Below are 23,654 nucleotides of genomic sequence, written 5' to 3'. Positions count from 1 at the left end.
CAAATAAGTCCTAATTAAAATCAAATTGTTTTTCTTGGTTGTAAGTAAATTCATATTTTACAAAATAATATTGTCACAAAAAACAATCAAATTTAACCCAATTAAAATTGACAACGTGTTCGTTTTTTATATCCTTGGCAGCAATTTGTTAACGACGCCTGCGTGCGGGCCATGCACCTGTTTTTTTGGTGGGTGCATCATGCCACGCATCCAACGGGAGAGCGCATAATGTCTCTAAAACTTCATGACATGACGCAGAGTATGCAGGATACGGTCAGGAAGGGGGTTGGTAGTTACCGGTGGCAGAGGCCTGTATATGAAAGCTTTTTACCGCCCTGTAATCAGGCCTGCCCCGCAGGGGAGGACATTCAGGGGTGGCTATCTCACGCGCAGGCAGGGGATTATGAGGCTGCGTGGCGTGCGCTTGTGGTTAATAACCCCATGCCAGCAGTGCACGGTCGTGCCTGTTACCACCCTTGTGAGAGCGGATGTAACCGCAGCGGGTTGGATGATGCCGTTTCAATTCATGCAATAGAGCGCTTTCTGGGGGACGAAGCCCTAAAACAGAACTGGCAGTTTGAAGTGGCGCCGCCTACAGGCAAGAAGGTGCTGGTAGTTGGGGCCGGGCCCGCCGGGCTTTCCTGTGCCTATCATCTGGCGCGCCGGGGTCATGCTGTGGAAGTGCGGGATGCAGCACCAGAACCCGGCGGCATGATGATGCATGGTATACCGGCGTATCGTCTGCCCCGTGGCCCCCTTCAGCAGGAAATAGACCGTATTGCCGCCATGCCGGGTGTAACACTCCGTTGTGGTGTAACAGTGCAGGATGTCAAGCAGGCCAAAGAAGACGGTGGCTTTGATGCCGTGTTCGTGGCTGTAGGAGCGCAGGTTGCCAACCACCTGGCTATCCCTACGCAGGACGGAAAAAAGCTGGTGGACTCTGTCAGTCTTCTGGATGAGGTCAGCCACGGAAAGCGGCCGGAGCTAGGCAAGGTTGTGGCCGTTGTGGGCGGCGGTAACGTGGCAATGGACGCAGCCAGAACGGCCGAGCGCCTTGGTGCGAGCGATGTTGTGGTGGTGTTCCGGTAGACCGGGACCACATGGAAGCACTCCCCGCCGAGGCAGAGGAAGCATTTGCAGAAGGCGTGAAAATACGCTGGCTCAGCGTGGTGGATCACTTTGGTGCTGACGGCCTGATTGTTGAAAAAGTCACCATGAACCCGGATGGGAGTGTTACCCCCACAGGTGAGACCACTCAACTGGCCGCAGATAGTGTCTTGATGGCGGTTGGGCAGCATAGTGACCTCGCTTTGGTTGGTAATACGCCCTCCATTATCGTTAACAAAGATGCGACCCTTGCTGTGGATGCCCTAACCCTGATGACGGGTGAGCCGGGTATTTTTGCAGGAGGAGACTGCATAGGCGGTGCCCGCACCATGACAGCCGGCACGGGGCACGGGAAACGCGCAGCCGCTGCTATTGATGCTTATCTTGCTGGCAAGACCTATGAACACCCACCTACTCCTGCTGTTGTGGGGCTGGAGATGCTGCATCTGCCCGACTACCGCAACGCAGCACAAAGCCAGCAAGCGGAGGTTCCATCTGGGCAGCGTGTGGGGTTTGAGGAGGTTACAGCGGGCCTGAGCGCACAGCAGGCGCGGTACGAGGCTGGGCGCTGTCTTTCCTGCGGTAATTGCTACGAATGTGACAACTGTTTTGCAGCATGCCCTGAGCAAGCCATCAGCCGTCTTGGTCGTGGTAAGGGATACAGTGTTTCTCTGGACCTGTGTTCCGGTTGCGCTGTGTGTGCCGCCCAGTGCCCATGCCATGCCATAGAAATGCACCCCGAGCCTCAGGAAAACACTGCCCCGACTGGGAGCTTGGGTGAACCTGTAGCGCCAGCAGCCTTCACAGTGCGTGCGTAAGAGGGAATGGAAATATGACCGAACAAACCGTAACACTCGACGGCAATACGGCCGTTGCGCACATTGCCTACCGCGTGAACGAGGTCTGTGCAATTTATCCCATTACGCCGTCATCCTCTATGGCTGAGCTGGCAGATGCATGGTCAGACCAGGGTGTTAAAAACATCTGGGGCGATATTCCTGTTGTGCAGGAAATGCAGGCCGAAGGTGGGGCTGCGGGCTGTGTTCACGGCTCCCTGCAAACGGGCGCGCTCACCACAACATTCACGGCATCGCAGGGGCTTATGCTCATGCTGCCAAATATGTTCAAAATTGCAGGTGAGCTCACCTCTACCGTATTTTACGTCGCAGCACGTGCGCTGGCTGCTGGAGCTTCCTCCATTTTTGGTGACCATCAGGACATCATGGCAGCGCGCACAACCGGCTTTGCCATTCTGGGTGCCGGTTCCGTGCAGGAAGGGCATGATCTGGCGCTTGTTGCACAAGCCGCTACGCTGGCGGCGCGGGTACCCTTTATTCATTATACGGACGGTTTCCGAACATCCCACGAATATAACGGACTGTTTATGGTGCCGGATGAAACCATCCGCGCCATGATAGATGATCGGCTGGTACAGGCGCACCGGCAGCGGGCCCTAAGTCCCGAGAACCCGTTTATTCGCGGTACGTGGCAGAACCCAGATACCTATTTTCAAAGCCGTGAGGCCGTTAATCCGTTTTACGCACGCGTGCCAGATGCGGTGCAGGACGCTATGGACCGTTTTGCTGCGCTGACAGGCAGACATTACGGCCTGTTCCAGTATGACGGCGCGCCGGACGCTGAGCGGGTTATCATCAGTATGGACTCTGGCTCTCATGTTGTGCGGGATACGGCTAAATGGCTATGCGCACAGGGGCAAAAAGTTGGGGCTTTGCAGGTGCGGTTGTTCCGCCCTTTTTCTGCCAAACATTTTCTGGCAGCGTTGCCCAAAAGCGTTAAACAGATAGCAGTGCTGGACCGCACCAAAGAGCCCGGCGCTCCCATGGAGCCGCTGCATGCTGATTGTGTCAGTGTGCTTGCCGAAGCCGTGGCGGATGGGCAGTTTGAGCACATGCCGCGTGTTATCGGTGGCCGGTATGGGTTGTCTTCACGGGACTTTAACCCGGGTATGGCGCGTGCCGTTTTTGATGAACTGGCCAAACCCGCGCCCAAAAACCACTTCACCATTGGTATTATTGACGACGTTGGGCACACCAACCTGACCTATGATGAGGGCTTTGATATTGAGCCCGAGGGCACGGTGCGTTGCCTGTTCTACGGTCTGGGCGCAGACGGTACGGTGGGAGCCAACAAGAATAGTGTTAAAATCCTGAGCGAAAAACCGGGATGGTATGCGCAGGCTTATTTTGATTATGACTCCCATAAATCCGGCGGTGAAACGGCGTCACATGTCAGGTTCGGCAAACAACCCATCAATGCGCCATATCTTATCCGCCATGCCGATTTTGTAGCCTGCCACAAGTTTGACTTCCTGTTCCGCCGAGATGTTCTGGCTGCTGCAAACGATGGCGCACCGTTTTTGTTGAATAGTCCTTACGGGCCAGAGGATGTCTGGGATCATTTGCCGCGCAAGGTGCAGGACCAAATAGTTCAGAAAAAGCTGAAGTTTTTTGTTATCAACGCCTCGGAAGTAGCCTTGAATTTGGGGCTGGGGCCGCGTGTTAATACCATTCTGCAAACATGCTTCTTCCATCTTTCCAATGTTTTGCCGCAGGATGAGGCAACAGCAGAAATCAAGAAGGCCATTCAGCATAGTTATGGTGCCAAGGGCGATGCCGTTGTGCAACTGAACTTCAAGGCGGTAGATGCTGCGCTTGCGGCCCTGCATGAGGTTAAGGTGCCGCAACAGGCCGAAGGCACACTGGCTATGCCGCCGCTTGTGCCAGCAGAGGCTCCCAAATTTGTGCAGCAGATCACACGCGAGATTATGGCCGGGCGAGGGGAGGCTATTCCCGTAAGTCACATGCCGGTAGACGGCACATTCCTGGGCGGCACAACACAGTATGAAAAACGCAATATTGCGGTTGAAGTGCCGGTGTGGGACGCTGATGCCTGCCTGCAATGTGGCCAGTGCAGCATTGTCTGTCCGCACAGTGTTATCCGCGCCAAAATGTATGAGCAAAAGGACCTTGAAGGCGCACCAGAAGCCTTCAAATCAGCACCCATCAACGCACGCGGCTACCCTGACTCACGGTTTACGCTTCAGTTCTATGTAGAGGACTGCACAGGGTGCGGGGTCTGTGTCGAAAACTGTCCCGCCATTGTGCCGGAGACTGAGAAACGCGCCATCAATATGGGCGAAAAGCTGCCCATTCTGGAGCAGGAGCGCAAGAATATAGCGTTCTTTGAAAAACTGCCTGATATGGACCGCACGACAATTAATGAAGCCAATGTGCGGGGCATACAGTTTCTTGAGCCATTGTTTGAGTTCAGTGGTGCCTGTGCCGGGTGTGGCGAGGCACCGTACCTCAAGCTGGTGTCTCAGCTTTTTGGTGACCGTCTGCAAATTGCAAATGCAACCGGGTGTTCTGCTATTTTCGCAGGGAACACACCAGCCCATGCGTGGAAGTCCAACGCTGAAGGGCGCGGTGTTGCGTGGTCTAACTCTTTGTTTGAAGACAATGCCGAGTTCGGGCTTGGTTTCCGTATTGCCGCGGATAAACAGACGGCCTTGGCAAGGATGCTACTGGAAAAACAGGCGGCAGCCATTGGGCAGGACCTCACCAAAGCCTTGCTAGGCGCCACCATGCATACGGAATATGACTTTGTGCAGCAGCGTAACCGTGTAGCGGCGCTGAAAAAGAAGCTTGAGAGCATGGAAAGTCCGGATGCTATCATGCTGCATTCCGTGGCTGACTTCCTCATCCGCCGTTCTATCTGGATTATCGGGGGTGATGGCTGGGCGTACGATATTGACTCCGGCGGGTTGGACCATGTTCTGGCGCAGGGCCGCAACGTCAATGTGCTGGTGCTGGATACAGAGGTTTATTCCAACACGGGTGGTCAATCTTCAAAAGCCACACCGCTTGGTGCCTCCGCAAAATTTGCGGCAGCGGGCAAGCGTGCACCGCGTAAGGATCTGGCATTACAGGCTATTTCTTACGGAAATGTGTATGTGGCGCAGATAGCGTTGGGCGCAAACCCCGAACAAGCGGTTATTGCCATGCGGGAAGCCGAGGCGTACGAGGGGCCGTCCATCATTCTCGCATATTCGCAGTGTATTGCACATGGTATTGATATGCGTACAGGTATGAAGCAGCAGGCCCGTGCCGTTGCATCGGGCTACTGGCCCTTGTTCCGGTTTGACCCCACCATGCGGAAGGAGGGGCTAAACCCGTTCCGGCTGGACTCAACACGGCCACGTATTCCTTTGGAAGACTACGCTTACCGTGAACTGCGCTACAAAACGCTTGTCCGCTCTCACCCTGATGCTGCGGCCCACATGCTGCATCAGGCACAGGCTGCTCTGAACGAGAAATATCGTATTTACGAAGACATGGCCGCCCGGGATGGCAGCCGCTTCCTGCCGCACTGGGAAGATGTGGGTTGAGAGAAGGGGGCTTTACAATGCTGGATCTGACAACTCGTTATATGGGGTTGGCGCTTAAAAACCCAGTCGTGGCCTCAGCGTCTCCGCTCACAGCAGAGCTTGAGTCCATCTTGCGCGTGGCAGATGCCGGGGCATCTGCGATCGTGATGGCCTCGCTGTTTGAGGAGGATATTGCTGCGCAGGAGGTGCATGAAGCCAGCCTGATGAGTATGGGGGAAAACAGTCACCCTGAAGCAACGGAGTATTTTCCGTCTTTTGCTGTGGCGTCCCCTCTGGAAGGCCGCCTGAACACCCTGCGCCGGGCTGCTGACCGTGCTGGAGTACCAATTATTGCCAGCCTGAATGGGAGCACACAGGCGGGATGGGTTCATTTTGCCCGCCAGCTTGAGCAGGCGGGAGCTGCCGCAATAGAGTTGAATATCTGGCATGTCCCAACTGATCCTGACGAGACAGGAGCGGATGTGGAAGCACGGCTGGTTGGTATTTTAAAGGCGGTCAAGGCGGACGTGACTATTCCGGTCAGTGTAAAACTACCGCCTTTCTGGAGTGCTCCGGGCAATGTAGCCAAGCAGCTTGTGCAGGCTGGGGCTGACGGCCTCGTCTTGTTCAATCGGTTTTATGAACCAGAACTGGATATCCGGGCGCAAACTTTGGATAGTCATGTGCCCTTGAGCAACAGCGATGATCTGCGGCTGCCGCTTGTCTGGACAGGGCTGCTTTCACGCCGGTTAGACACCAGCTTTGCCGTGTCCGGTGGTGTGACGTCGGGGGATGATGTTGTTCGCTGCCTGCTGGCTGGTGCTGACGTTGCTATGGTGACTTCGGCGTTATTGCGGAACGGGCCGGATTTTATCAAAACCATGCTTGTGGCAGTGCAGGAGTGGATGACGGCACAAAAATTGGAGAGTGTGCAGGACTTTAAAGGACACTCTGCTGCGCACGGCACAGCGCAAGCGGCGGAGAAGTTCCTGCGCCAGCAGTATCGGCGCATTATCTCCCCCACACCGTCACTTAACCGGTGATGCCGGAAGAAAGAAGGATCTGACCTCTCATGACTTCAGCAGTAACCGGGCAAAGTGCCGCGCAGTTTGTGCATGATATTGCCGACATGCCAGCACCCCAAACCTCCAAAAGCCATCAGGCATTTGAAAACCTGATTCAACACGCCATCCAACACCCTGATGCAGTACCCATGGGAATTGTCTGGCCCTGTGAACAGCACGCGCTGGAAGGGGCTCTGGACGCAGCCCGACAAACCATTATTGAGCCTGTTCTTATTGGCGACAAACAGACCATTATGCGTGTGGCGGAGCAAAGCAATCTGGATATTACGGGTGTTGCTTTGATTGATGTGCCAACACCGGAGGACGCCGCCGCGCAGGCGGTAGCACTGGTCAAAGCTGGCAAGATTCATGCCCTTATGAAGGGAAGTCTGCACACGGACATCTTGATGCATGCCGTTGTTGCAGCAGACAACGGGTTACGTACAGCACGCCGCATTAGTCATGTTTTTCTTCTGGCTATGCCGACTTACGATAACATTGTGTTTGTAACGGACGCAGCCATCAATATTTTCCCCGACCTAAGTGTAAAGCGCGATATTGTGCAGAACGCGATAGATCTGCATCACGGCCTAGGGTTGGGCACGCCGCGTGTTGCCCTGCTTTCTGCCGTGGAAACAGTTAACCCAAAAATTCCCGGCACCATTGATGCTGCGTGCTTATGCAAAATGGCGGATCGTGGCCAGATACAGGGCGGTGTGCTGGATGGCCCTCTGGCAATGGATAATGCCGTTAACCAGGAAGCTGCACAGATAAAAGGGATTAACTCTCCTGTTGCGGGTAGGGCGCAAATTCTCGTGACCCCAGACCTTGAGGCCGGGAACATGCTTGCCAAAAACATGATCTTTCTATCACAGGCAGAGTCCGCCGGTATTGTGTTGGGGGCGAGTGTGCCCATTCTGCTGACAAGCCGAGCAGATAGCGTGCAGGCGCGTCTTGCTTCTGCTGCGGTAGGGGCAGTGTATGCTCGTTATGTGCAAGGTGCTGCTAGCGGCGCAAAAGCGTAATAGGCCACGTAATAAAGACTTAAACATTCAAAAGGGGTGAAAAAAAATACCCCACTGAACGCCAGAGCAGGAAAGTGCAACACGCAATGCAGGACGTTATTGTTGTTTTTAACAGCGGGTCTTCCAGCCTGAAATTTACGGTTTTCAGGTCTGATAACGGCCATGCGGGACAACGCGTGTTGAAAGGTGAAATTGAGCAAAACCCGCAGGGAGCTAAATTTGTCGCCAAAGACCATGCTGGGACTATAGTCGCGCAGGAAAACTGGTCTGAAACAGGGTTGGATATTTACGACCATCTGTTTCGTTGGTTTGGTAGTTTTTCCCGCCAGACCAGAGTTGTGGCAGTTGGGCACCGTATTGTCCATGGTGGGTCAGAATTTCTGAAGCCTGTTCTTATTACCGCGGATGTTCTGGAAAAACTTGATCAACTCACGCCATTTGACCCCCTGCACCAGCAGGCAACCTTGGCACCCGCCAAGGCTATTGCGGGCAAGCGGCCAGACATACAACAGGTGGCGTGTTTTGATACAACATTCCACAGCACAATCCCAACAATGGCGCGGCTGCTACCATTGCCACGGCGGTATGCGGAGCGTGGGGTAAAGCGTTATGGCTTTCATGGTATTTCTTACAGCTACATTTCAGGCAGGCTGGCAGAAATTGATCCTGCCTTGGCACGGGGACGCACCATCATTGCACATTTGGGCAGTGGTGCCAGTCTATGTGCTTTAAAGGACGGAAAAAGCATTGAAACTACAATGGGTTTTTCGGCCCTTGATGGGCTGATGATGGGCACACGTTGCGGCGCCATTGACCCCGGCGCTTTGCTTTACATGGTGCAGGAGGAAAAGGCAGACTGGCAGGGGTTGGTTAACACGCTTTATCATCACTCTGGTCTGCTGGGTGTGTCTGGCGTGTCTTCTGACATGCGCGTGTTACGGGATGCACTGGCGCAAGGCAGTCAACCTGAACAGGCGGAGCACATAGCGCAAGCACTCCAATTGTTTGTGTACCGTATTATACAGGAAATAGGCGCTCTTACCGCAGTTATGGGCGGACTGGATGGAATAGTTTTTACAGCCGGTATTGGTGAGCATGATGCCGTATTACGGCGGGAGGTCTGTCAGGCCCTGGCATGGGCTGGTGTAAAGCTGGATGACACAGCAAATGCGCAGCATGCAGCAGTTATCAGCGCCACGGAAAGTAGCATAACTCTCCGGGTTGAGCCGACAGATGAGGGGCTGGAAATTTATAAAAATGTAGTTGAGATAATACGATAAACTAGAAAACGTATAATTTTGAAAAAGCAGGAGGACGGAAATTCGGCCTCCTGCATGTTTGTTGATACGTCAGAAATCGGCCTGTGCGCTTATGGAAAACGAGCGTGGAGCTCCTAAAAGGAGTTGGCCGGAATATCCTGTATCCGCCCATTGAATGAAGCGTTTATTGCCAATGTTATCAATGCGGCCATAGACAGTAATACCTTTATAAGCATGCCAGCCTGCAAAAACATTAACCAGTGCATAGTCTTTTAAGGTAAGCGTGTTGGCGTAGTCTCCCTTTCGGGCTGAAACATACCGTAGCCCTGCGCCCAGATCGAGCGGCAGGTCATACACGCGGGACCAGATGCCCCACATATTGGCGGTAATGGCTGGAACATTTGGCACCTGATTGCCGGAAGCATCGACAGATGCACTTGGGTGGAATGACCCATACCGGGAATAGGTATAGCCAACATTTCCAGACAGGCTGAAGTGACGGGTGACAGCAAGGTCGCCCTGCCATTCCAGGCCTCTGGATTTTTGCACACCTGCTGTCGCAACCGTATCCGGCCCGGTGGTCACGAGCACGCGTGTGCGGCGGATATCGTAAAAAGCAAGAGTTGTTGTAAAGCGGCCCTGCCAGAGGTTCGCCTTTACGCCAATTTCCCCTTGGCGGGCACGGCTCAGGCGGGAAAACTGGCCTTTATTGGCCAGAAAAAGGTTAGAGCCCGGCGGGTCTTCACCAGTTGTGTAAACACCATAAAGGCTGACATTTTTTGTCAGATCATAAACGGGACCAATACGAAAATTGTTGGGGTTGTAGTGCCCTTTAAAACTTGACCCTGAGGCGAACTGACCATTCTGGTTATAATTCTGCCGGTCCAGAGAAAGCCAGTCATAGCGGAAGCCGCCTACTACCCGCAGGTTGTCCCGTATGGTGGCAACATCTTCCAAAAAAAGACCGGCCTGTACCATGGTTGTAGGAGATTTTTTGAAAGGGTATTCCCCGGCAAAAGACCCGAGTTCTGTTTGTTCCGGGCTCGCTAGAGAAACGCTGTCAGCATATCCAGCATCAGGGAAGCCCCGGTTGCGGATAAAACGCAGATAATAGGTATCTCCTCCTGCAACAAGCCGGTTGCTTATACCCAATACTGAGAAATCAAAGCGGGAATAGAGTGTGTCTCCAACCTGATGCTGGTTTTGGTAAACATAAAACCTGTCACGCGCTATACGGCCGGGGCTAATTGGTGTGCCTGCGGCATCAATAGCGCCAGACTTACTGATGTAACTGAGGCTTTCCGCATTATTCCAGCGGCGTTTGGAATAAATGAAATAGCTGGTGTTGTGGAGCAGTACGTGGTCTGAAACATGCCAGTCCAGATGCAGGGTAGGGGTGGCATTGACGGAGCCAGCTTTGCCATCACGCACGTTATAATAACGCCATAAGGAAGCACGCGTAATCCCTAGCCCCTTGGTGGAGCTCAAAAGCCCGCCAACACGCCCCCCTGTTTGTGAGAGATCAACCAAAGGTGTGCCGTAATAGGTGGAGAGCCTGTCCGTCAGATAATCCATACTGAGGTGTGCCGTAAATTTTTCCGATGGCTTCCAGAGCAGTGTTGTCGTCAGGTCGTTGGAGTGTGGGTCTGCCCCTTTGACAAAACCATCGGATGAGGTGCGGCTGAAATCTGCCCGTATAGCCAGTGTTTGTGTAATGGGCACAGAGCCGCCAACACCAGCATTCCAGGTGTTGAAACTTCCATAGGATACCAGAGCATTGGCATGTGGCCCATCAAACCGCGGGTCACGGGTGCGCATATCCACCGTGCCGCCTACCGCACCCTGACCATATAACACGGAGGCGGGGCCTTTGAGGATTTGCACGCTTTCAAGGTTGAAGGTGTTTTGAGGGCGGTTAACCATGGTGGTTGGCCCAAAATAGACACCATCCCGCAACGTCAGGATCTGGTTGCCAGTAAAACCGCGCATCATAAGCTGTGCCGGGCTACCTGGACCACCGCCGGAGGAAACGCCCGGTGCGCTATCTGCTGCATTTTCGGCCTGCGCATAACCACGCTGCATCATAAGGTCATGCTGCACAACATTAATGGTTGCGGGATTATGCTGTACGGACAGCCCCAGTTTTCCACCAATGGCGGGAGCCATTTTAAGGGGTGCTGTGGCACCATAGGCAGTAATATATTCCGGCTTTGCCTCTGCTTTGCTGGCGCGTGGTGCAACGGGTGCTTTGCGGGGGGAAGAAACAGGCTGTGTGTCAGTGGCCATGGCGTAACCTGCTGGTAAACAGGTCAGGCACACTAAAGCCAGACTGTGGGCGGGATAAAAAATGCGCACGCGTATGCTCCAAACAAAGCGTCACCATGGTGGAGGCCTGCGCGCGAAGCAAAACCTCGCCACCATATCACCCCGTATGGTTGCGTCCGTCCGTGACTTTCAGGCAATGGCAGGTCTCCTGGCTTGCTGGTCATCGGTTTTTGGCCGCCTTCCCACTCCCTTTTGCAGGGGGGCAGTGGCGTTATGGCCAAAAGCCTCTCAGCTTACAGTTGCGGGGGCAGCACCGGCTTTTACCGGTTTCCCTCTTAGCCCTCAGCCATGCAGATGCAGCCTGCGGGAGCCATAGCTGCGGCAGCGTAGACACGGTATGGCAAAGTCTGTCAATGCCATAAGGCGACAGTATGATGTTTGAGAAATCTTGCTGTTATAGGAACCGATATGCCAAGGACACTCCGTGCTGGAAGGCGAAGAGTGCCGCAATGATTTGCATGTCAGGAGTTTGTTGATCATCGTCATGCCAAGCACCGGGCAGGTGAGGCAAGAACTATGCGGGTATTAAGTATGTGTCCTGGTAAAGCTATTGGTGGGTGTATAGCCGTGCAACAAGCAATCGCATTACAGGATCTAAGGGCATCTACCGGGGCCATGGCGCTAAATACTCCTCAAACATGACCAGAAAAACTCTTCTGCGCACGCTGTATCTGGTGCATCGGTGGCTGGGTATCTCGCTCTGTCTGCTTATGAGCAGTTGGTGTGCCTCTGGTCTGGTCATGCTGTGGCATACATGGCCCAGACCAGATGAAAACGGCCAGCAGCGGGCACACTCTGTTCTGGTATGGCCAGACCGCGTGCCGGTTCTGCCCGCAGCATTTTACACAACGCGGTTCCAGTCTTTTCGTATCGGGATGATAGGGCAGGTGCCTGTTTTAACCCTCTACGCGCAAGATGGGGCAGTTACAGCCGTAGATTTGAGGACGGGGCACACCGGTGCCGTAAATGATGTTGAAAGCGGCATAAATGCAGGCCGCTATGTGCAGGCATTAGGCGGGCAGGGCGCTCCCCAGTTTGATGGTCTGACCACAGATGACCAGTGGGTGTTGAATACTCACGGGCGCGCAGAAGGTTTTGCCCGGTTCCGGTTTCAGAACGCTGCTCATGACGTTGTTTATGTCTCCCGTTTTACCGGAGATGTTGTGCAGGCCACAACCGAGCAGTCACGGTTCTGGGCATGGATTGGGGCTATTCCGCATTGGCTCTATCCTGCTGTGTTGCGCAAGCATCCGTTCGTGTGGCAGGAGGTTGTTATTGTGCTGTCGGGTGCCGGTGTGTTTCTGACAGTAACGGGCCTGTGGGTCGGCGTACTAAGAGTGCGGGGCAGATGGCCGTTCAGCCCGTATAGGCGCTGGCATTTTGTGCATCATGTAAGCGGCACCGTGTTTGGTAGTCTGGCTTTGGTGTGGATTACGACCGGTCTGTTGACCATGAACCCAGCAGGGGTTTTTCAAAGTGACCCTGAGAAGATCAAGCCGGTTAGGATAACCGGGACCGTATTGGGGCAGGATCTGGTGCCAGTGTTGCGCCAGATTATTGAAATAGCGCCGCCTGAATGGCGCAGCGTGCACAGTGTTCTTGTCGGTCGGAAGATTTTTTTGTCCGTAATGAAGGCGGACGGGCATTGGGTGCGTTTGGATAAAGCCTTACAGCCAAGCTCCTTGAGGCTGACCGATATGGAGCGGGGCCTGCAAGAGTTTGGGCTTATGGCACCCACCCAAAAGCTGACATTTTTGACGAAGGCCGACGCGTATTACTTCAACAAAGACACGCGCACACGGCATTTTCCTGTTTTGCGGGGAATAGCCCGTGATGGCACCTATTTTTATCTGAATGCCGAAACAGGAGAAGTTGAGGTTCTTATAGATTCCTCCGCGCAGCGTTCACGCTGGTTCGTCTATGGCCTTCACGATATGGATTTTTGGGCATGGCTTCGCCATCCGCTGGCACGGTGGAGTGTCGTGGCACCGCTGCTCTGTGGTGTGCTGGCCATTTTTTTATCTGCCGTTATGATCAGCGTTCACAGGCTCAGGCGGCATAGGCAATCCTCTGCTGTGCAGAGAGTAAAGCAAGGATAGGCCGTGTTTCTCAGGCAGTTAACGTATTTGATAGCACTGGACCGCTTTCGGCATTTCTCTCGTGCAGCGGAAAGTTGCGGTGTATCCCAACCAGCACTTTCTGCGGGTATCAGGCAGCTTGAAACAGAACTTGGCATTACCATCATTCAACGTAACCGGCGTTTTTACGGTCTGACGGCAGAGGGCGAGCGCGTGCTGAGCTGGGCTCGCCAGACCGTTGCCGCTCTGGATGGGTTACGGCAGGAAGCGGCTTTTGCTCAGGATGTTGCCGGTGGGTCAATTGCCATTGGGGTTATGCCACCAGCCATATTGGTTATCCCCACTCTGCTGGAAAGCTTTCGGGCTGCTGTTCCGGCGCTTCATGTTGAGGTTAAGGTTTATTCCAGCAACGAGATTGTGCAGTTGCTGCGGGAACATACGCTGCAACTTGGTTTGATGTATCTTGATCAGGTGCCAGCCGATGGGCCGTTTGAAAAACATGCGCTTTATGCGGAGGAGCATGTTCTGGTTGCCGCAAAATCAATGTCTTTGCCTGCGGGGCGGGTGTTTAACTGGAAAGATATAGAAAACGTTCCTCTGTGCCTGCTCAGCCGGAATATGCGTAGCCGGCAACTTGTTGATGATGGGTTCAGGCAGGCGGGAGTTCTTCCCAACATACTTTTGGAAACGGATACGCTTGAACTCCTGCATGCGGAAATTCTTAAAGGGCAAATAGCCAGCATTCTGCCCGTTGCGGCCTTACCGGAAAGAACTGGCAGGGAAAGCCTGCAAACCCGCCGCATGGCAGGTTTTGTCTCACCGGATGTAGGGGTTGTGCGGCTTAGCCAACCCAATAGCACTGCCCTGCTGGAACGACTGTGGGGGGTAACACAAAGCTTGGAACTGGCAGATATTTATGGTGCTGCCACTGCATCATAATCTGTGTTTATGATGTTATTATAACAAACGCTTGGACGCCTAAGTCGCCTTTTTGCATGGTCTGCCGCTACAGGCGCAGGGGGTAAGCGTTATCATGAGCAGAACACGGCAGCAGGCAGGGCAAAGCGGTGCTGTTGCGTACGCGGGCTTACTGTCATGGTTTGCGCCATCTTGGTTCCATAGCCGCCCCAAACCGTGGCGGGACAAGCTAAAATGGTTAATACAGCCATCTTTGGCTGATCTGGCATTTGCTGTACGCTCCGCTTTTGCTGCCGGCCTGTCTCTTCTCATTGCTATGTGGATGGAGTTGGACAGCCCGCAGTGGGCCCCCCTCAGTGTGTGGGTGGTGGCCCAGTCTTCCCGCGGGGAAAGTCTTTCAAAAGCGCGGTGGCGCATTATTGGCACTGTTGTCGGGTGTTGCGTAGGGGTAGCACTTATTGCGGCTTTCCCGCAGGAGACGGCCCTATTTTTTGGTGCGCTGGCGCTTTGGGTCGGCCTGTGCTGTGGCCTTGCGACTTTTCTGGAAAGCTACCGTGCTTACGGCCTTGTTTTGACGGGCTTTACCTCGGCTATTGTAGCAACGGGCGCTATTTCTGAGCCTGATCATGTGTTCGATATCGCCATAGCGCGTGGCTCGTACATTATTCTTGGGGTCGTGTGTGAGGCGGCTTTAGCTATTCTGTGCACGCCCTCTCTGCGGGAGCAGGCCAAGCGCAATCTCCGGCAACGCCTGAACGGTGCCCTGCAGGCTGTTACCTCCATGGTGACAGACATGCTGGATGGAAAAGCGACCCCCCAGACGCAGGCACAGGTGTTGACGACCCTTGTTACGGCCAACAGCCGTATTGAGTTTGATGCATTGGAACTGGGGCCGCATACCCACGCGGGAGATCACGCTAAAGCCGCCCTGTCTCATCTTATGGTCATGCTGGCCAGAGCGCGGGGCATTGCTCTGTTAGCCCGCCAGCAGCCCGCCGGTGTAGCGCAGGACAATGTTTTCCCTACGGCATTGAAGAGTGATTACACGTCGGCCTGCTATCATATTCAGGCGAGCGAAACCCCTCAAAAGAATGACCGCTTCCGCTTTAAAATGACGTCCAGACGACATGCGCGGGAGGCCCTTGAAAACGGTATTCGCTCTGCTACGGGCATTACTGCTGCATGGTTGGTGTGGGACGTTACAGCGTGGCCTTCCGGTGCGGCTTTTATCTCTTTTGTCGCACTCGTATATGGTCTGCTTGCTACCAGAGAGAACCCTATTCTGGCGTCCAGCGCATTCTTCAAAGGGGCGGTGTGGTGTGCTCTGGCTGCCGGCCTGTACGCCTTTATGGTGATGCCACTTGTCACAACCCCGGAAATGCTCCTGCTAGCGCTTATGGTTCCCATGACCATTGGCGGGCTTGCGGCGCGTCATGCTAATACGGCGGGCTATGCGTTTTCTTTCAACATGTTTCTGCCGGTTCTGCTGGGGCCATCCAATACCGGACGGTATGATGAACAGTCTTTCCTTAACGGGGCTCTGGCCTTTTTATTTGCAGTTCTGTTTGTCGGGTGGACGTACCGCGCAATTCTGCCGTTTCATATTGATTCACACATGCGGCGTACGCGGGCATGGCGTAACCAGAGCCTCAAGCATCTGGCTGAGAAAAATGACCACACAACCATGCAGCAATGGCTATCCGGCAGTGCCGATAGTCTTGTGAGAATTTTGCGCAATGCACAGGGCGTTCCAGAGCCCATGCGGCTGGCCTACATGCAGGAGCAACTCCAGACCATGAGCCTTGGGATGGGGGTGGTGCTTGTGCGAGATGCGGCGCAAGACCCAGTTATACCCGTTACTGCCCGTCGTGGTTTACGCGTGTTTTTGCGCAAATGGAGCCAGCAGGGCATGAGCACATTACGCTGGAGCCCTATGGTGGATCACTGGCTTGGGAGCCAGATTAAAAATGCCCCATCCGTGCAAAGCAAGGAAAAGCTCGCACAAGTTCGGGCCTGCCTGCACGCCATGGCCGCCGAATATAATAAAGCCTAACAGACGGTATGCCGCACAGTCGGGTTCTGGTCGTCCGACATGCCACATGCGGTTGGTTCATCTATCGTCAGCAGCAATCGGGTCCGTTGATTTTTGGGAAGATGGGACACAGGGGGAGAGCGGTGAACAACGCCTGTATGTCCAGCGTTCGCACGGCCTTTCAGTAATGCGATATCTCCTGTGTCTAACCGGTGAATACAGTCCGCAGGAATGGTGGCCGGTACGCCGCGTTCGTTGAGAGTGTCTGCCTGTAAAAATTCAGGCGGCACCCACTCTGTCGCTAATCCATGATAGGTGCATAACAGCCGCAGCTTGACGTGATCTGTATGGAATTTTCGGCAAGAGTCTGTGCTGACATGCTCCAACCTGAACCTGACTTCAGAAAGCCCGCTATGAACTTGATACAGGCGCGCCAATGCGAGTGCATCTTTCAACAGTAACACGGCATCGGGGGGCATATGGGGCTGAAGTAATGTCCCGATATGCTGGGGTCTACCACGAGCGAGAAGTAAGCTTGGTCCATAAGCCATATGCGCAGCAATAGCCTGCTGAAGGGGAGAGGACAGCGGGCGACGGATACGCAAGAGGGGGCCTTTGCCTATTGTCTGCGGTAGCGGTGCAGAAATAAGCGGAAAAAGGCTTCTTGTGGGGCAACTGGTGGAGAGCATCATAAACACACCATAAATGAAACACTATAACATTACATTATATGGGGGTATTTTTTCAAGGGGTCGTGTTTTGCGGCATAGGGTAATGTTTTGGTGCGAGGTGCAGCGAGCTCCCTCTGCGCTATTGCGCCAGAAGGCAGGCTTTGCGTTAGGCCCTGTAAGCAGTGTAGGCTGAGTAAAGTGATGCGTCTGAGGACTGAAATAATTATGCTGACTGTGTCTAAGCAGAAAAAGATGGGTGTCGCTTCTTTGCTGGTAGCTTTTATCGGCCTCTCTACACAGGTAGGGCACGCGCAACCCATGTCCACAGAAGCAGCGCCCCAAAACTCGTTCTCTATACCGCTGAAGCCTGCCGTTGCGGTGAAAACGACAAAAGCCAGTTATCGCTGTTTGGGTGATCCGGCACTTCTGGCGCATTTTTCCAGCCAGACCGTGCCCGTTACCTATATCAATGCAGGTGAAACCAGTTTGGCAATCTTACCTTTAAATGGCCAAACGCTGGTTTTTGCCAATGTTGTGGCGGCTTCCGGTGCAAAATATGCTGCCGACAACTTCGTCTGGTGGACAAAAGAAAAAGAAGCCTTTTTTACGCAGAGAAACGCAGGTGGAGCGGCGCATGTGACCTGCCGTGAGCTGCAATAGCCTACACACCAACTGAGAGGATTTGTGCACCAGTGCTATGGCTTCACAAAGGGAACCGTACTTTTCTACAGGACCGACAACTCGGTAGTTCTCTGGCATTGGTCGCGGGGGCTCTCAATTCAGCAGGTTTTTTAAGCGTAGGCTATTACTGCGCAAACATGACAGGCAATGTGTCGGCTTTGGCTAGCGCTTTTGTGGCAGGAAAACTGCAACCCGCCTTTATGGCGGGCGCAATTGTTCTGTGTTTTCTGGGCGGGGCCATGACCTGCACGTTGCTTATGAATAATGGAAGACGGCGGGGGCAGGGTGCCATTTACGCATTTACCATTCTGCTTGAAGCCGTTTTGTTATGCGGGCTGGCCTGTATGCAACTCCTCTGGCAGCCTCATGGCACACCGTCCAGTCTAACCCCATTATTACTTTCATTTCTCATGGGGTTGCAGAACGCTACGGTGACCCGTGTCTCCGGCGCTGTAGTGCGCACCACGCATGTGACTGGGATGGTGACAGATCTTGGTATTGAACTGGCAGACTGGTTGAGCTCTTTTCGGCAAAAAGAGGATGCCGAGAAGCACCGTAAAATGCAGCAACGCCTCTGGCTACACAGTCAGATTATTGGCTGCTTTATTCTCGGGAGTGGCCTGGGTGTGTACGGCTACACACATTGGCCAACAGGTTTTCTGTTTGCTGTGGCCGGTGTGCTGGCATGTTTGTCCCTTCCCGGTATCATGGTCAACATGAACCGGGATAAAGGGGATGTGTCGTAAACGGGTTGAAGCACCGCCTGTGCCTTCAACCCTTTGGATTTTATTTTACAAAACCTACAATTTTTTCGGCTTCAGTCACAATCGGGTCTGCAATGGCGTGCGCGCGTGCAGCGCCAGCCCGTAGCACGGAGACAAGATGATCCTCATTTTGCATCAGGCGTTGGGTTTCCTGCGCAATGGGAGCTATTGCGTTAACCACAACATCTGTCAGGGCTTTTTTGAAGGGACCGAAGCCTTCACCCTGATGCTGCGCCAGCACATCAGCAACGCTCATGTCAGCCAAAGCTGCGTAAATGGTGACCAGATTTTTAGCTTCTGCGCGGCCCTCAAGCCCAGCTTCTTCTCCCGGTAGGACATCTGTATCCGTTTTGGCGCGACGAATTTTGAGCGCAATGGCGTCTGCATCATCGGTCATTTCAATACGGCTTTGGGCAGACGGGTCAGATTTTGACATCTTCTTGGTCCCGTCACGCAAGCTCATGACACGAGCTGCGGCCGGAGGGATGACGGCTTCTACCGTAGGGAAAAACTCTACGCCGTAATCATGGTTGAACTTCTGGGCAATATCATTGGTTAGCTCAAGGTGCTGCTTCTGGTCTTCGCCAACAGGCACGCGTGTGGCTTTGTATGCCAGAATGTCCGCAGCCATCAGATTGGGGTAAACATACAGGCCCGCAGAATGGTTTTCACGGTCCTTGCCTGCCTTATCCTTAAATTGCGTCATGCGGTTTAACCAGCCGAGACGGGAGACACAGTTAAAAATCCATGCAAGACGTGCATGGGCTGAAACAGCAGACTGGTTAAACAGAATATGTTTTTCAGTATCAATGCCAGAAGCCAGCAGAATGGCGGCCTGTGTCAGGGTTTGTCTTCTCAGGTCTTCCGGAGACTGCCATACGGTAATGGCGTGCATATCCACCAGACAGAACACGCATTCATGGTCAGCCTGTAAATTAACCCAGTTACGAATGGCCCCAAGGTAGTTACCTAACTGAGGAATGCCAGACGGCTGAATGCCAGAAAAAATGCGTTGCATTGGTCTTACCAGTATGACGTCAGATAAAAATCAGGGGAGGGGCGTGGTTTTGTTCAAGGTCTCACGCTCGGTTGCCACTCTGCCGGAGGAGATGCGGTTTGCGCGAGCGGCTGCAATGTCCTGTGCGGAAAACTCTGGGGCTGGTTGCGTTGTTCCTCTGGCAGAGAGCCAGGAGAGAATTTGGGCAACCTCATCGTCCTTCAGGTACCGGAAGGGAGGCATTTCAGCGTTGTAAGGCTGGCCATTTGCCGTAATGGGGCCGCTTACACCGTTCATGAGCACATTGGCCAGATACTGTTTACCGGCAGGGGTGCTGGCAATTTTATCAATTCGGCCAACCAGAGGCGGAACAGAACCCGGCATCCCATCCCCGCTATGATGGCAAATTCCGCAATTACTTCCGTAGAGCATTTTTGGAGATTTGCGAGAGCAGTCGGTAAGGGACAGGGAGAGCGCACCCAGCATTACCACAGAGAGCAGGGTAGGCCGGCGGCTTGGAAACTTTACTGCCATATGCAGGTATCCCACCGGCTCCATAGAACTACGGAGCCGGTAAAATCGTACAGCCTGATTAATGCGCGTGATCAACGCCCAAAATCTGGATACGGAAAATCAAAGGACTATCAGAGGGAATAACCCCCATAGCTTTATGCCCATAACCCAGTTCGGGCGGAACATAGAGCATCCAGGTGTCACCAACATGCATCATGGGCATGGCTTCCATCCAGCCTTGCACCAGCCCTTGCAGAGGCATCTGCATGTAAGCGCCGTCACCATGCTGTTCGGAGCTGTCAAAGATGGACCCGTCAGGCAGGCGACCTTCATAAATCACCATCATCATGTCCCCAACGCGTGGTTGTTCACCATCCTTGGGGCCAGATTTGATGACTTTGTAAGCCAGACCGTCCTTCAGTGTCACGACACCCGGTTCAGCACGCAGCTTGGCCATTGTTTGCTGCGGTGTCAGCTCCACATCATCGTCTTTATGTCCACCGCAGGCTGTAAGAGAAACGGCCATGCTGGCCGCAAGCATATAAGGGATGAGTTTGAAACGACGGGTCATGGTCCTCTCGACACTTCACAAAAAATGGCAGGGGAGACAGATCAGAGTGTACCGCCTGCGCGGCCAATCTGAGCGCCCAGACGGAGACGAAGCGCATTGAGTTTGATAAAGCCCTGTGCGTCTTGCTGATTATATGCGCCTTCATCGTCCTCAAACGTCACAACGCGGGTATCGTACAGGCTGTTGGCGCTTTCACGCCCAACACACACGACATTGCCTTTATACAGCTTGAGGCGAACCCGACCGCTGACAGACTGCTGGGACGCATCAATCAGGGCCTGAAGCATGCGGCGTTCGGGTGAGAACCACAGACCATTATAGATAATGCCAGCATAACGCGGCATCAGGCTATCCTTCAGGTGCATGGCTTCACGGTCGAGCGTGATGGATTCAATGCTACGGTGTGCGGTCAGCAGAATGGTGCCACCGGGCGTTTCGTAAATGCCGCGTGACTTCATGCCTACAAAACGGTTCTCAACAAGATCAAGGCGGCCAATGCCGTTTTCCTTGCCCAGTTCATTCAGGCGTGTCAGCAGCGTTGCCGGAGACATGGCCACACCATTAATGGCAACCGGGTCACCTGACACGAAGTCAATGGTAATTTCCGTCACCTTATCCGGTGCGGCTTCAGGAGAAATGGTGCGCTGGAACACAATTTCTTCCGGACCAACAGCGGGGTCTTCCAGCAATTTGCCTTCGGAAGAGGAGTGCAGCAGATTGGCATCTACCGAGAACGGGGCTTCGCCACGCTTGTCCTTTGCGATGGGGATCTGGTTTTCTTCAGCAAAAGACAGCAGCTTGGTACGGGATGTCAGATCCCATTCGCGCCAGGGAGCTACAACCGTGATGTCAGGTTGCAGGGCATAGTAAGCCAGTTCAAACCGGACCTGGTCATTCCCTTTGCCAGTCGCACCGTGTGCAACGGCATCAGCACCAACGGCGCGTGCAATTTCAATCTGGCGCTGTGCAATCAGCGGGCGGGCAATGGACGTGCCGAGTAGGTACTGGCCTTCATACAGCGTATTGGCCCGGAACATGGGGAATACGAAGTCTTTAACGAACGTTTCGCGCAGATCTTCAACGAAGATTTCCTTCACGCCAAACATTTCGGCTTTTTTACGGGCAGGTTCCAGTTCTTCGCCCTGGCCTAGGTCAGCCGTAAAGGTAACGACCTCACACCCATAGGTTTTCTGTAGCCAGCGTAGAATGACAGATGTGTCGAGCCCCCCGGAATAGGCAAGCACAACTTTTTTGACATCTTTTCTGGCTGCAGGTGCGCCCATGAGGATGATCTCCTGAATCTAAAAACGAATGCTGTTTCGCACAGTGTCCTAGCATCAGTCATGCCGGGGAGCCAGTGCCCCGGTGGGCAAGACTGATGCAGAAAGGCAGAAAAATCAGGACTGAGAGGCGCGAACACGCTCACTTTCGGTTTTAAGCTGCCCACAGGCTGCCAGAATGTCGCGCCCGCGCGGGGTGCGGATGGGGGAGGCGAAGCCTGCATCCATAATAATCTGGGCAAATTTATTCTGCTGTTCCCGCGTGGAGGGGCGGTAGTCGCTCCCCGGCCACGGGTTGAACGGTATCAGGTTAACTTTGGCCGGAATGCCAGAAATCAGGCGCACCAGTTCACGGGCATCGGACTCACTGTCATTGATGCCGCGTAACATGATGTATTCAAAAGTGATCCGTCGTGCGTTGCTCGCAGCAGGGTAACGGCGGCAGGCAGCCAGAACTTCTTCAATAGGATATTTGCGATTGAGGGGGACAATTTCATCCCGCAGGTCATTCCGGACGGCATGTAGAGACACCGCAAGGTTAATGCCCAACTCATCTCCGCACTTGTCCATCAAAGGCACTACGCCCGAGGTTGAAAGTGTGATGCGGCGGCGGGACAGACCGATACCTTCACCATCCATGATAATCTTCATGGCTTTGGCGATGTTTTCGTAATTGTAGAGCGGCTCACCCATACCCATTAATACAATGGTGGAAAGCAGGCGGGGCGTGTCACCCTTCGGGCTAGGCCATTCTTTGTAGGAATCCCGAGCAGCCATAAACTGCCCCACAATTTCTGCGGCACCCAGATTACGGACCAGCTTCTGCGTACCTGTGTGGCAGAAAGTGCAAGAGAGAGTGCAGCCAACCTGAGAGGAAATGCAGACCGCGCCCCGGTCTTCCCGTCTGTCAGGGATATACACAGTCTCGGCTTCCTGACCATCGCGGAAGCGGAACAGGAATTTACGTGTCTCATCATTGGATGTCTGAACCATGGCAGGCTCAGGGCGACCCACTATGAAGCGCTCAGCCAGTTTTTGCTGAAGCGGCTTGGCAATGGAGCTCATGAGCGTAAAATCTGTCACGCCCTGATGATAAATCCAGTGCCAGAGCTGCTTGGTCCGGAATGGCTTTTCGCCAATTTCTACCAGAATGTCCGTCAATTCTTCCCGTGACAGGCCGACAAGGTCGCGCCGACCGTCAGGCAGCCTTGCATCCGGCGGGCTGAACAGAGCCGCCTTGGCAAGAATACGGGATCTTTCTTCTGCATTAAGCGCCGCAGCGGCCTCTGCATCATGTGTGCGGGATGGATGAGCGGAATTAACGAGAGACATACACTGCGCCATGGTAAAGGGGAAATAATGCTGGGCTACTTGTAGCAGAAAAAGCCCCGGCATGCACCGGACCTGCGCTTTTATAGAGTTTTGGGCGTATAAACAGCAAAAATTTATCAGGTCATCCCGCGTTAGGAAACAAGCCAGCCATCCACCTGTTTTTTACTGGCTTTGAGCGGACGGCTGCAGGCTGGCGCGGAGCCATGGCGCTATCGTTGCCTGAGCGGGGTCTATCGTCCCTAAAATCTGGCTTATCATGTGGGCTGAATACGCATCCGGTTTACGGTCTGCTGTGATAGGCAACGCAGGGCGTGGGATATCAAACGACAATGCTGGTTGTTGAGATGAGCTATCTGCCGTTCCCCCAGTCGTTGGGACGGGTGTATCGTTCTCAATATCGGCCTGAACAGTCAGGCTTGTGGCATCTGGATGTTGCCCAAAATAAAGATAGGCATATGACGCAGCGGCAGAAAGCACGTCGCGCACGGCCAGGTGATATTGATTGGTTCCTGACTGCACTTGTGACCGGAAAGATGCCGGGTCTACCCCGATGAGCAGCCTGTGGCTGTCCGGGTCGTCACGCAGCGTCAGGCCATCCTGTTCGTATCCGGCCAGAAGGGCTTGGTCGGTGTCTTCCTCTGCTGCGTTGT

Annotated in this window: 19 protein-coding genes and 1 riboswitch; of the genes, 11 read left to right on the top strand and 8 right to left on the bottom strand. The window is 53.9% G+C overall.

The genetic code is table 11. From position 1 onward, the window contains the following. The first annotated feature begins 228 nt into the window (after positions 1 to 228). From Abci_RS14485 to Abci_RS00070, 6 genes are all read left to right on the top strand, one after another. A complete protein-coding gene (locus Abci_RS14485) occupies positions 229 to 1,089 on the top strand; it encodes an FAD-dependent oxidoreductase (RefSeq protein ID WP_261766342.1) in 861 nt (286 codons plus the stop codon). A gap of 11 nt (positions 1,090 to 1,100) precedes the next feature. Further along, complete coding sequence (locus Abci_RS14480) at positions 1,101 to 1,925, top strand: FAD-dependent oxidoreductase (RefSeq protein WP_261766341.1); 825 nt, start codon at positions 1,101 to 1,103, stop codon at positions 1,923 to 1,925. Positions 1,926 to 1,939: 14 nt separating this feature from the next. Continuing rightward, positions 1,940 to 5,515 carry a pyruvate:ferredoxin (flavodoxin) oxidoreductase gene (nifJ, locus tag Abci_RS00085; RefSeq protein ID WP_048837112.1) on the top strand — a complete coding sequence of 1,192 codons (3,576 nt, stop codon included), beginning with the start codon at positions 1,940 to 1,942 and terminating at the stop codon, positions 5,513 to 5,515. Between the two features lie 17 nt (positions 5,516 to 5,532). Continuing rightward, entirely contained in the window at positions 5,533 to 6,537 is a 1,005-nt protein-coding gene (locus Abci_RS00080; protein WP_048837111.1) for a dihydroorotate dehydrogenase-like protein, read from the top strand. A gap of 29 nt (positions 6,538 to 6,566) precedes the next feature. Then, positions 6,567 to 7,583 (top strand): bifunctional enoyl-CoA hydratase/phosphate acetyltransferase, encoded by a 1,017-nt coding sequence (locus Abci_RS00075; RefSeq protein WP_084597442.1) that lies wholly within the window; start codon positions 6,567 to 6,569, stop codon positions 7,581 to 7,583. Positions 7,584 to 7,669: 86 nt separating this feature from the next. Then, complete coding sequence (locus Abci_RS00070) at positions 7,670 to 8,863, top strand: acetate/propionate family kinase (RefSeq protein WP_048837110.1); 1,194 nt, start codon at positions 7,670 to 7,672, stop codon at positions 8,861 to 8,863. Positions 8,864 to 8,932: 69 nt separating this feature from the next. On the opposite strand, the gene Abci_RS00065 is transcribed toward Abci_RS00070, so the two are convergent. Next, positions 8,933 to 11,128, bottom strand: coding sequence for a TonB-dependent receptor (locus tag Abci_RS00065; protein WP_048837109.1), 2,196 nt, complete (start codon positions 11,126 to 11,128; stop codon positions 8,933 to 8,935). A 160-nt stretch (positions 11,129 to 11,288) separates the two neighbouring features. Continuing rightward, a riboswitch (cobalamin riboswitch) is annotated at positions 11,289 to 11,497 on the bottom strand. A gap of 308 nt (positions 11,498 to 11,805) precedes the next feature. Between Abci_RS00065 and Abci_RS00060 the strand changes: the two genes are divergently transcribed. The 3 genes from Abci_RS00060 to Abci_RS00050 all read left to right on the top strand — a co-directional run bounded on the left by Abci_RS00060 (position 11,806) and on the right by Abci_RS00050 (position 16,216). After that, positions 11,806 to 13,266: a hypothetical protein gene (locus Abci_RS00060; protein WP_048837107.1), complete on the top strand. Its 1,461-nt coding sequence runs from the start codon at positions 11,806 to 11,808 to the stop codon at positions 13,264 to 13,266. Positions 13,267 to 13,269: 3 nt separating this feature from the next. Further along, the gene (locus Abci_RS00055; RefSeq protein ID WP_048837106.1) at positions 13,270 to 14,184 is read left to right on the top strand and encodes a LysR family transcriptional regulator; all 915 of its coding nucleotides are present in this window, start codon (positions 13,270 to 13,272) and stop codon (positions 14,182 to 14,184) included. A 94-nt stretch (positions 14,185 to 14,278) separates the two neighbouring features. Beyond that, entirely contained in the window at positions 14,279 to 16,216 is a 1,938-nt protein-coding gene (locus tag Abci_RS00050; protein ID WP_084597441.1) for an FUSC family protein, read from the top strand. Here Abci_RS00050 and Abci_RS00045 read toward each other — a convergent pair. Further along, positions 16,213 to 16,887, bottom strand: coding sequence for a DUF1826 domain-containing protein (locus tag Abci_RS00045; protein WP_084597440.1), 675 nt, complete (start codon positions 16,885 to 16,887; stop codon positions 16,213 to 16,215). The genes Abci_RS00050 and Abci_RS00045 overlap by 4 nt on opposite strands. Positions 16,888 to 17,091: 204 nt before the next feature. Here Abci_RS00045 and Abci_RS00040 point away from each other — a divergent pair, with 204 nt between their 5' ends. Then, positions 17,092 to 17,526 carry an MliC family protein gene (locus tag Abci_RS00040; RefSeq protein WP_052944736.1) on the top strand — a complete coding sequence of 145 codons (435 nt, stop codon included), beginning with the start codon at positions 17,092 to 17,094 and terminating at the stop codon, positions 17,524 to 17,526. Between the two features lie 32 nt (positions 17,527 to 17,558). Next, positions 17,559 to 18,293, top strand: a complete 735-nt coding sequence (locus Abci_RS00035; RefSeq protein WP_048837104.1) for a YoaK family protein — start codon at positions 17,559 to 17,561, stop codon at positions 18,291 to 18,293. A gap of 40 nt (positions 18,294 to 18,333) precedes the next feature. Here the strand turns inward: Abci_RS00035 and trpS are convergent, their stop codons facing one another. The 6 genes from trpS to Abci_RS00005 all read right to left on the bottom strand — a co-directional run. Then, entirely contained in the window at positions 18,334 to 19,329 is a 996-nt protein-coding gene (trpS, locus tag Abci_RS00030; protein ID WP_048837103.1) for a tryptophan--tRNA ligase, read from the bottom strand. A gap of 30 nt (positions 19,330 to 19,359) precedes the next feature. Further along, positions 19,360 to 19,794 (bottom strand): c-type cytochrome, encoded by a 435-nt coding sequence (locus Abci_RS00025; RefSeq protein ID WP_371861397.1) that lies wholly within the window; start codon positions 19,792 to 19,794, stop codon positions 19,360 to 19,362. Positions 19,795 to 19,900: 106 nt separating this feature from the next. After that, on the bottom strand, positions 19,901 to 20,392 hold the full coding sequence (locus Abci_RS00020) for an FKBP-type peptidyl-prolyl cis-trans isomerase (protein ID WP_048837102.1): 492 nt from the start codon (positions 20,390 to 20,392) through the stop codon (positions 19,901 to 19,903). A 41-nt stretch (positions 20,393 to 20,433) separates the two neighbouring features. Then, complete coding sequence (locus Abci_RS00015; RefSeq protein WP_048837101.1) at positions 20,434 to 21,675, bottom strand: argininosuccinate synthase; 1,242 nt, start codon at positions 21,673 to 21,675, stop codon at positions 20,434 to 20,436. Positions 21,676 to 21,789: 114 nt separating this feature from the next. Then, complete coding sequence (gene rlmN / locus Abci_RS00010; RefSeq protein WP_048837211.1) at positions 21,790 to 23,004, bottom strand: 23S rRNA (adenine(2503)-C(2))-methyltransferase RlmN; 1,215 nt, start codon at positions 23,002 to 23,004, stop codon at positions 21,790 to 21,792. Positions 23,005 to 23,166: 162 nt separating this feature from the next. Further along, positions 23,167 to 23,654 (bottom strand): hypothetical protein (locus Abci_RS00005; RefSeq protein ID WP_048837100.1); only part of this gene is annotated, 488 nt, incomplete at its 5' end.

The sequence above is a fragment of the Acetobacter cibinongensis genome (assembly GCF_000963925.1).
GTDB lineage: Bacteria > Pseudomonadota > Alphaproteobacteria > Acetobacterales > Acetobacteraceae > Acetobacter > Acetobacter cibinongensis.
The sequence above is the reverse complement of the archived record's forward strand: the minus strand, read 5'-3'. Positions and strand labels throughout refer to the sequence as shown.